The sequence below is a fragment of the Nocardioides sp. CF8 genome (assembly GCF_000389985.1).
GTDB lineage: Bacteria > Actinomycetota > Actinomycetes > Propionibacteriales > Nocardioidaceae > Nocardioides > Nocardioides allogilvus.
Genome location: NZ_CM001852.1, coordinates 1,230,175 through 1,237,292, shown reverse-complemented (window position 1 = coordinate 1,237,292; position 7,118 = coordinate 1,230,175). Strand labels below are relative to the sequence as shown.

The 7,118-nt window shown below is 67.7% G+C and carries 4 protein-coding genes and 1 tRNA gene; 1 reads left to right on the top strand and 4 read right to left on the bottom strand.

The window, feature by feature from the left end:
- Positions 1-756: 756 nt before the first annotated feature.
- From CF8_RS06070 to CF8_RS06055, 4 genes are all read right to left on the bottom strand, one after another.
- A tRNA-Met gene (locus tag CF8_RS06070) sits at positions 757-830 on the bottom strand.
- Positions 831-879: 49 nt separating this feature from the next.
- Complete coding sequence (locus tag CF8_RS06065; RefSeq protein ID WP_010832252.1) at positions 880-3,774, bottom strand: UPF0182 family membrane protein; 2,895 nt, start codon at positions 3,772-3,774, stop codon at positions 880-882.
- 5 nt (positions 3,775-3,779) lie between these two features.
- Positions 3,780-4,319 carry a PPA1309 family protein gene (locus CF8_RS06060; RefSeq protein WP_010832251.1) on the bottom strand — a complete coding sequence of 180 codons (540 nt, stop codon included), beginning with the start codon at positions 4,317-4,319 and terminating at the stop codon, positions 3,780-3,782.
- 13 nt (positions 4,320-4,332) lie between these two features.
- Complete coding sequence (locus CF8_RS06055; protein ID WP_036490389.1) at positions 4,333-5,382, bottom strand: YlbL family protein; 1,050 nt, start codon at positions 5,380-5,382, stop codon at positions 4,333-4,335.
- A gap of 184 nt (positions 5,383-5,566) precedes the next feature.
- On the opposite strand from CF8_RS06055, the gene CF8_RS06050 reads away from it, so the two are divergent.
- On the top strand, positions 5,567-7,051 hold the full coding sequence (locus CF8_RS06050; protein ID WP_051204128.1) for a DUF4331 domain-containing protein: 1,485 nt from the start codon (positions 5,567-5,569) through the stop codon (positions 7,049-7,051).
- The last annotated feature ends 67 nt before the right edge of the window (positions 7,052-7,118 follow it).

Genomic DNA, 7,118 nt, shown 5'->3' with positions numbered 1-7,118 from the left:
CCGGGCGCACAACGACATCGAGGCCGGCCTGGCCACTCAGGCTCCCGACGGGGACGTCGTCTGGGTCTCCCCCCACGACATACTTGCTCGCCGAATCGTTCCCGCACCCAGGCCCGTCGTGGACGGTTTGCGTCAGGCCAACCTGAGGACCGTCGATGCCTGCCACAGCGCAGCATCGGCCTCCGCTGCTTCCTGCAGGACCCCAAAGGCAAGCCTCGTGCAGCAGGATGCTGGGGTCCTTGAGCAAAGGGCAGCGGAGTGGCAGCCGCGCGTGGATGTGCCTCCTGAGCGGCACAGGGGTCGATGAGGGGATTCGTCACGTCGGGTTCTCCGGACACCCCCGTTCGGTGGCTTTCCCACGTCGTGGCCGGTCGTGGTGGCAGGCGCCAGCAGACGACCATCGAGGCCGCGCGACTTCCACTCGCGCGGCCCAGGTTGCCGGGGTCCATGGCGCCGGGGTAGCCGGTCCCCAAGTCTCGTTGCCTGCCTGCCAATGAGTGGGCCGTGACTTCTGCAATGACCCATTGGGCGACATCGCTACCCCCAGCCCGTCGTGGGCAGACGTCGGTGGAACGCATCGCATCGTGCTGCAAATTCCAGGCCCATCCACGGCTATCCAGCCTCATCCAGTACCGAATTGAAGAGCACTCACACGGCAGCGCTTGCGGACAAGTTGCGGACAAGCGGCCCTTGGGAAAGCAAGAGACGGCTCCCGGATCTCTCCGGAAACCGCCTCTGACCTGCACTTTTGCTTTGTAGCGGGGGCAGGATTTGAACCTGCGACCTCTGGGTTATGAGCCCAGCGAGCTACCGAGCTGCTCCACCCCGCGCCGGTGAAAAGAACCTTACGCGATGGAGTGCGAGGAGCCCAAATCGGGGTCAGTCGCGCGACTCCGCAAGCTCCACGGCCTGCGTGATGAGGTCGCGACCCTCTTCCATCAACCGTGCCCAACCGACCGAGTTCCCGTTGGTCTGGGCGCGGTCGGCGGCGTCGAACTTCGCCTCGGCCTGGGCCAGCAGCGAGCGGATCCGGTCGTCCACTGATCCCGTCGGCTGCTCGGGCTCGGGCTCGCCGGGGCCGGGGTCCGGCTCCGGGTCGGGCTCGGGGACGGTCACGACGGGCGAGACACCGAGCACGTCGGCGATCGCCTCGCGCAGGGATCTGCCGATCCCGACCTTGTCCCCGTAGGAGACGAGCACGAACCGGAGGATCGGGAAGCTCGACTCGCTGCCCGACCGCTTGGCATACAGCGGCTGGACATACATCAACCCGTCGCTCACCGGCAGCGTCAGCAGGTTGCCGTAGACCGGCGTGACGTTGCCCTGGCTGAACGAGAAGACCTCTTCGCGCACGTCTTCGTCCGAGCTGATCTCGTTCGCGATCTGCCCCGGCCCGGCGGTGCGCTCGTTGGGGAGCTCGAGCACGGTGATCTGACCGTAGTCCTCGCTCTCCGCGTCACTGTTGACGGACATGAACGACGCCAGGTTGTTCTTCTCACGCGGCACGTAGACCGAGGTGAGGGCCCAGGTGTCATCAAGGAAGAGCCGGTAGGGCGGCTGCTGGGTGCTGTCGTCCTGGGGGTCCTTCGGGACGGCCCAGCGGTTCGCGCCGTCGTACCAGTCCTTGGCGTCGGTGAGGTGGTAGCGCGCGAAGTGGTGGCGCTGCGCCTTGAACAGGTCGTCGGGGTAGCGCAGGTGCGACAGCAGCGAGTCCGGGATCGCCGACTTCGGCTCCACGACGTCGGGGAAGACCTCGCTCCACGCCTTGAGGATCGGGTCCTCCTCGTCCCAGGCGTAGATGTGCACGGTGCCGTCATAGGCATCGACCGTCGCCTTGACGGCGTTGCGCATGTAGTTGATCTCGTCGGTCGGCAGCGTCTGGAAGCCCGGCGTCTCGGTGAGCGAGTCGTCGGTCATGTCCTCGAGCGATTCGCGCTGGGACAGCGGGAAGCGGTCGGTGACGGTGTAGCCGTCGAGGATCCACTGGATCTTCCCGTCGATCACGGCGGGATAAGGGTCGGAGTCGACCGTCAGCCACGGTGCGACCTTCTCCACCATCCGCCGCGGATTGCGGTCGTAGAGGATCTTGCTGTCCTCGTGCACGCGCCCCGACAGCACCAGGTTCGGCTCGCCGAACCTCACGGCATAGAGCACCTTGTCGAGAAGGTTGCCGATCGGCACGCCACCGGCACCGTCATAGGAGGTGGTCTGGTTCTCGTCGTCCCGCTCGCCCTTGGGCAGGTCGAGCTCGACCGAGCTACCTCCCTCCTTCTGACCCACGATCGAATAGGACGGGCTCGTCTCGCCGTAGTAGACGCGCGACTCATAGCCCGTCTCGGTGAGGTTGGTCAGCGCGCTCTCGTCGGTCTCCTGGCCCTCGGCCCACTCGATCGTCTGCGACTGCTTGGCATCGTCCTGCGGACGCTGGTTGGCGTACGCCGCGATGACGCCGTTGCCATGCGTGTAGACCGTGTGCAGGTTGGACCAGTTCTTGTCGCTGTCCGCCAGTCCTGCTTGGTCGAGCTCGCGCACCCCGAGCACCAGCGCCCGGTCGGTGCCGTCGATCTCGTAGCGATCGACGTCGAGCACGTTGGGCACGGAGTAGTAGGCACGCACCTGCTGCTCCTGCTCGAAGGTCTGGCTGACGATCTTCGGGTCCACCAGCGGCACCGACGACGTCCCGGCGTCCAGGGCAGCAAGGTCGCCGTCACCAGACGTCGCGGGGTCCGAGGAGTACGGCGTCACCTCGATGTCATCGAGGTTGAAGGCGAGCCGCGTGGCATCGATGTTCTCCTTGATGTAGGACCCCTCCTTGTCCGGGACGTTGGGGCTGACCTGGAACTGCTGCACCACGCCGGGCACGATCAGTCCGAGCAGCACCGCCGACAGCGCGAGCAACGCGATGCCCATCGACGGCAGCAGCCACGTGCGCCGCCAGATGTTGAGGAAGAACAGCACCGCACAGATCAACGCGATGCCGGTGAGGATCTCCTTGGCCGGCAGCACGGCGTGGTCGTCGGTGTAGCCCATGCCGGTGAACAGCGAGCCCGAGCCGGTCACGAGGTCGAACCGGTCGAGCCAGTAGTCGGCGGCCTTGGCCAGCACGAAGACGCCGAGCAGGGCGGAGAGGTGCACCTGGGCGGCCCCGCTGAGGCGGTCGCGCGGGACGGACAGGCGGATGCCGCCGTACAGGTAGTGGACCAGGGCAGCGGCCATCAGGCCGATCACCGCCAGCGCCATCACGAAGTCGGTGAGGTAGTGCCACCACGGCAGCTCGAAGACGTAGAAACCGGCGTCGCGGTTGAAGTAGGGGTCGGTGTGGCCGAAGGGCGAGGAGTGCCGCCACAGGGAGAACTCACGCCACTGGCCCGAGGCGGAGGCGCCGGCGAAGATGCCCATCAGCGCCGAGACGCCGCCGAAGAGCCAGCCCATGACCGGGGCCACGGCCTCGCGGTAGCGGGCGAGGTTGGCGTCACCGCCGCTCAGCAGCATGGGGCGGGCGCGGTAGGCCAGCGCGAGGTTGAGTGCGACGACTGCCGCCATCACCCCACCGAAGACCAGGAAGAGCCCGATCCGCGTCCACAGCAGCGTCTGGAAGACCGACCCGAAGCCGGCTGCCTTGAACCACAGCCGCTCGGTCCAGAACGACGCGATGCCGGTCAGGCTCAGGAACAGCACGACCAGCACGGCCGCGGCGATGATCAGCGTGCGCGAGCGACCCGTCCGCGCGGGCGGAGGCTGCTCCGCATGGCGCTCGGGCTCGGCATCGAACATCCCACTCACAATTCCTCCAAGGTGCTTCGCAACAGCTCGAGCAGGCCGGGCACGAGCTCGGTGCCGTCAACGACCGACTGGTCGTCGTCGTGGGCCCGCAGGCGCAGGGCACAGTACGTCGCGCCGGCGCGCGTGGCACCGGCGACGATCCGCACCTCCTGCCGCAGCGGGTGCTCGCGGGCGAACTCCTCGGCGGCGGCCGGGTCGTCGGGGATCTCGGCGTCCACGTCGGGCGGCAGGACCAGGCGCTCCACCACGGCGGCACACCCGGTCACCTCCGGAGGCCACACGATCGACTCCAGCGTCACCTCGAGCGGCTGGTCCGGGAGGGCGTCCTGCTCGACGGAGGTGAAGGAACCCTCGGCGGCCGCGGCGTCCAGCCCCATCTGCGAGGCGAGCGTCGGCTCCTGGGCCACGATCCGAGCGGTGTCGACCAGGGCATAGAGGCGGGCGGGCTGGTCCCAGCCGGCCTCGGCGATGTGGGACTCGATCTCGAGCACCGCGGCCGCCAGGGCCGGGTCTTGCGGGAGGGAGATCTCGGTCATGCGGCGTCCTTCGTCATGCAGGGTCCTCACAGGTGGGCAGGGGGGCGTCGTGGTCGTCGGCCCAGGTGCTGATGGCCTCGACGGCGTCGTGCATGGTCTCGACCCGCACCAGGCGCATGTCACCGGTGTCGAGGTCCGTGGTGTCCGCACAGTTGTCGGCAGCCACCATGAACAGGCGGGCGCCGGCGGACTCGGCGCCGGCGATCTTCTGGGCGATGCCGCCGATCGCGCCGGCCCTGCCCTCGGCGTCGATGGTGCCGCTGCCGGCGATCACCTCTCCCCCGCTCAGCGAGCCGGGCGTGAGGGTGTCGTAGATCGCCAGCGAGAACATCAGCCCGGCACTCGGTCCGCCGATGTTGTCGCCGATGTCGACCGTGACGTCGAAGGGGAAGGTGAAGCCGGGGCCGGGCGTGATGCCGATCCGCTTGTCGCCCTCCACCTCGCGGGGCGTGACGTCGACGCTGACCTCCTTGCCCTTGCGGAGGACGACGAAGCTCAGCGGCTGGCCCAGCGGCGTCCGGTCGACGGCCTCGACCACGTCCTCGGCGGAGTCGACCTCGACCCCGCCGACGGAGACCAGGACATCGCGAACCTGGAGCTTGCCGTCGGCCGGCAGGCCCTTCTCGACGAAGAGGACCTCGACCTCGGGCTGGACGTCGTAGCCCAGCTCGGTCAGCGCCGTCGCGATCGCGGCGTCCTGCGATGAGACCATCTGGACCGCCGACTCGGCGTCGCTGGACTCGTCGGTCTCCTCGGGCGCATAGACGGCGTCATAGGGATAGACCGCTTCCGAGGGAGCGATCCAGGCCCTGATCAGCTCCTCGAGCGTGACGTCCTCCTGCGGCTGGTCGACGTAGATGGTGGTGAGCCGCAGCTCGCCGTCGTCGCGGTAGGCCTCGTGCCCGGAGACCTCGACGATCTCCTTGCCCTCCGGCGCGGCGAGGATGTCGACACTCGGTCCGGGGCGGTAGGTGACATAGGGCAACGGCTGCGTGCCGACGAAGACGAACAGCCCGAGGAGCAAGGGCACGGCCAGCAACCCCGCAAGCGTCCGCTGACTCATGGGCTCACCCTCTCAAATGCCTGCAAGCCCCCGGCACCTGACCGGGTCGCGAGCTCGACCAATCCGGCGGGTGGGTGACTCCGAACACACCGCATCCCGGCTCACAGACGAGTCCGGGGCAGCACAGGTCGGCGTACGAATCCCTGCAGTGCCGACCGGTGCCGACACCAAGGAGTAGTTGTCCATGACTCGCTCACGACCCACCAAGCGACAAGGGGCAGTAGCCCTCGCCTGTGCCGGCGGCATGCTGACCGCAGTCGGTTTCGCCGGGCTCGGTCCGCTCTCGGCCACCGCGTCCAGCCACCGCGAGGCCCCGCTCATCGCGGGCACCCCCCAGTACGACACCACTGACGTGTATGCGTTCCGGAGTCCGGAGAAGCAGAGCACCGTCACCCTGGCGGCCAACTGGCTGCCGTTCCAGGAGCCGGCAGGTGGTCCGAACTTCTACAGCTTCGCCACCGACGCGCAGTACGACATCCACGTCGACAACAACGCGGATGCCAAGCCCGACGTGACGTTCCGGTGGACCTTCAAGGACCACTACGTCTCCAAGGACACGTTCCTGGCCGCGACCGGTCCGGTGACGTCGCTCAAGGACAAGAACCTGAACTACTACCAGACCTACAAGCTGGCCCGGATCAAGAAGGGCAAGTCGAAGACCATCGTCAACAACCGGCGTGTGGCGCCCTCGAACATCGGCGCCGCGTCGATGCCCGACTACGCCAAGCTCCGCAACGAGGCGACGATCAAGGTCGGCAAGAGCGTCAAGTCGTTCGTCGGTCAGGCCGAGGACTCGTTCTTCCTCGACCTGCGCGTCTTCGACCTGCTCTACGGCGGTGACCTCTCCGAGGCCGGCGACGACACCCTGGCCGGCTTCAACGTCAACTCGGTCGCCCTCCAGGTGCCGCAGCGCTGGGTCGCCAAGAAGGGCAACGCCAAGAAGAACCCGGTGATCGGGGTCTGGTCGACGACGTCCAAGAAGTCGACCAACGGCAAGTTCCAGCAGGTCTCCCGTCTGGGCAACCCGCTGGTCAACGAGGTCGTCATCCCGCTGAAGCTCAAGGATGCGTTCAACGGCCTCAAGCCGACCGGTGACGCAGCCGCGCTCAAGTACGTCACCCACCCGGAGCTGCCCAAGCTCATCGAGGCCGTCTACGGGATCAAGGCCCCCAAGACTCCTCGTAACGACCTCGTCTCGGTGTTCCTCACCGGTGTCAAGGGCCTCAACATGCCCAAGGGCAAGATCACCCCGAGCGAGCAGCTTCGCCTCAACATGTCCACCCCGGTCACCGAGGAGCCCAACCGGCTCGGTGTGATCGGCGGCGACAACCAGGGCTTCCCCAACGGCCGCAGGCTCGGTGACGACGTCATCGACATCGCGCTCCAGGTCGTCGAGGGTGAGCTCGTCGGAAGTGCCAACGACCTCGGTGACGGCGTCGACAGCAACGATGTCGCCTTCGGGGACACCTTCCCCTACCTGGCCCTCCCGGCCAGTGGCAGCAACGCTGACCCGCACCCGTCCACGGGTGCTGCGGCGAAGCAGTCCAGCGACAAGGGCGGCCTGCTCGGCATCGAGCCGAGCCGCAGCAGCTCCATGGCTGCGATCGGCGTGGGGCTCTTCGCCCTGCTCGCCGGCATCGGTGGCGCCGCACGGCGCCGCAAGGCCTGACCCCTCCCAACCTGCCCGGCCGCGCGGCCTCAGCTGCGCGGCCGGGCGGAACCAATCGATCGTCTCG

What these genes read in the sequence shown, in the direction of transcription:
- CF8_RS06055 (WP_036490389.1), bottom strand. Translation starts at nt 5,382, where the DNA reads ATGAGTCAGCGGACGCTTGCGGGGTTGCTGGCCGTGCCCTTGCTCCTC.
- CF8_RS06065 (WP_010832252.1), bottom strand. Translation starts at nt 3,774, where the DNA reads ATGTTCGATGCCGAGCCCGAGCGCCATGCGGAGCAGCCTCCGCCCGCG.
- CF8_RS06050 (WP_051204128.1), top strand. Translation starts at nt 5,567, where the DNA reads ATGACTCGCTCACGACCCACCAAGCGACAAGGGGCAGTAGCCCTCGCC.
- CF8_RS06060 (WP_010832251.1), bottom strand. Translation starts at nt 4,319, where the DNA reads ATGACCGAGATCTCCCTCCCGCAAGACCCGGCCCTGGCGGCCGCGGTG.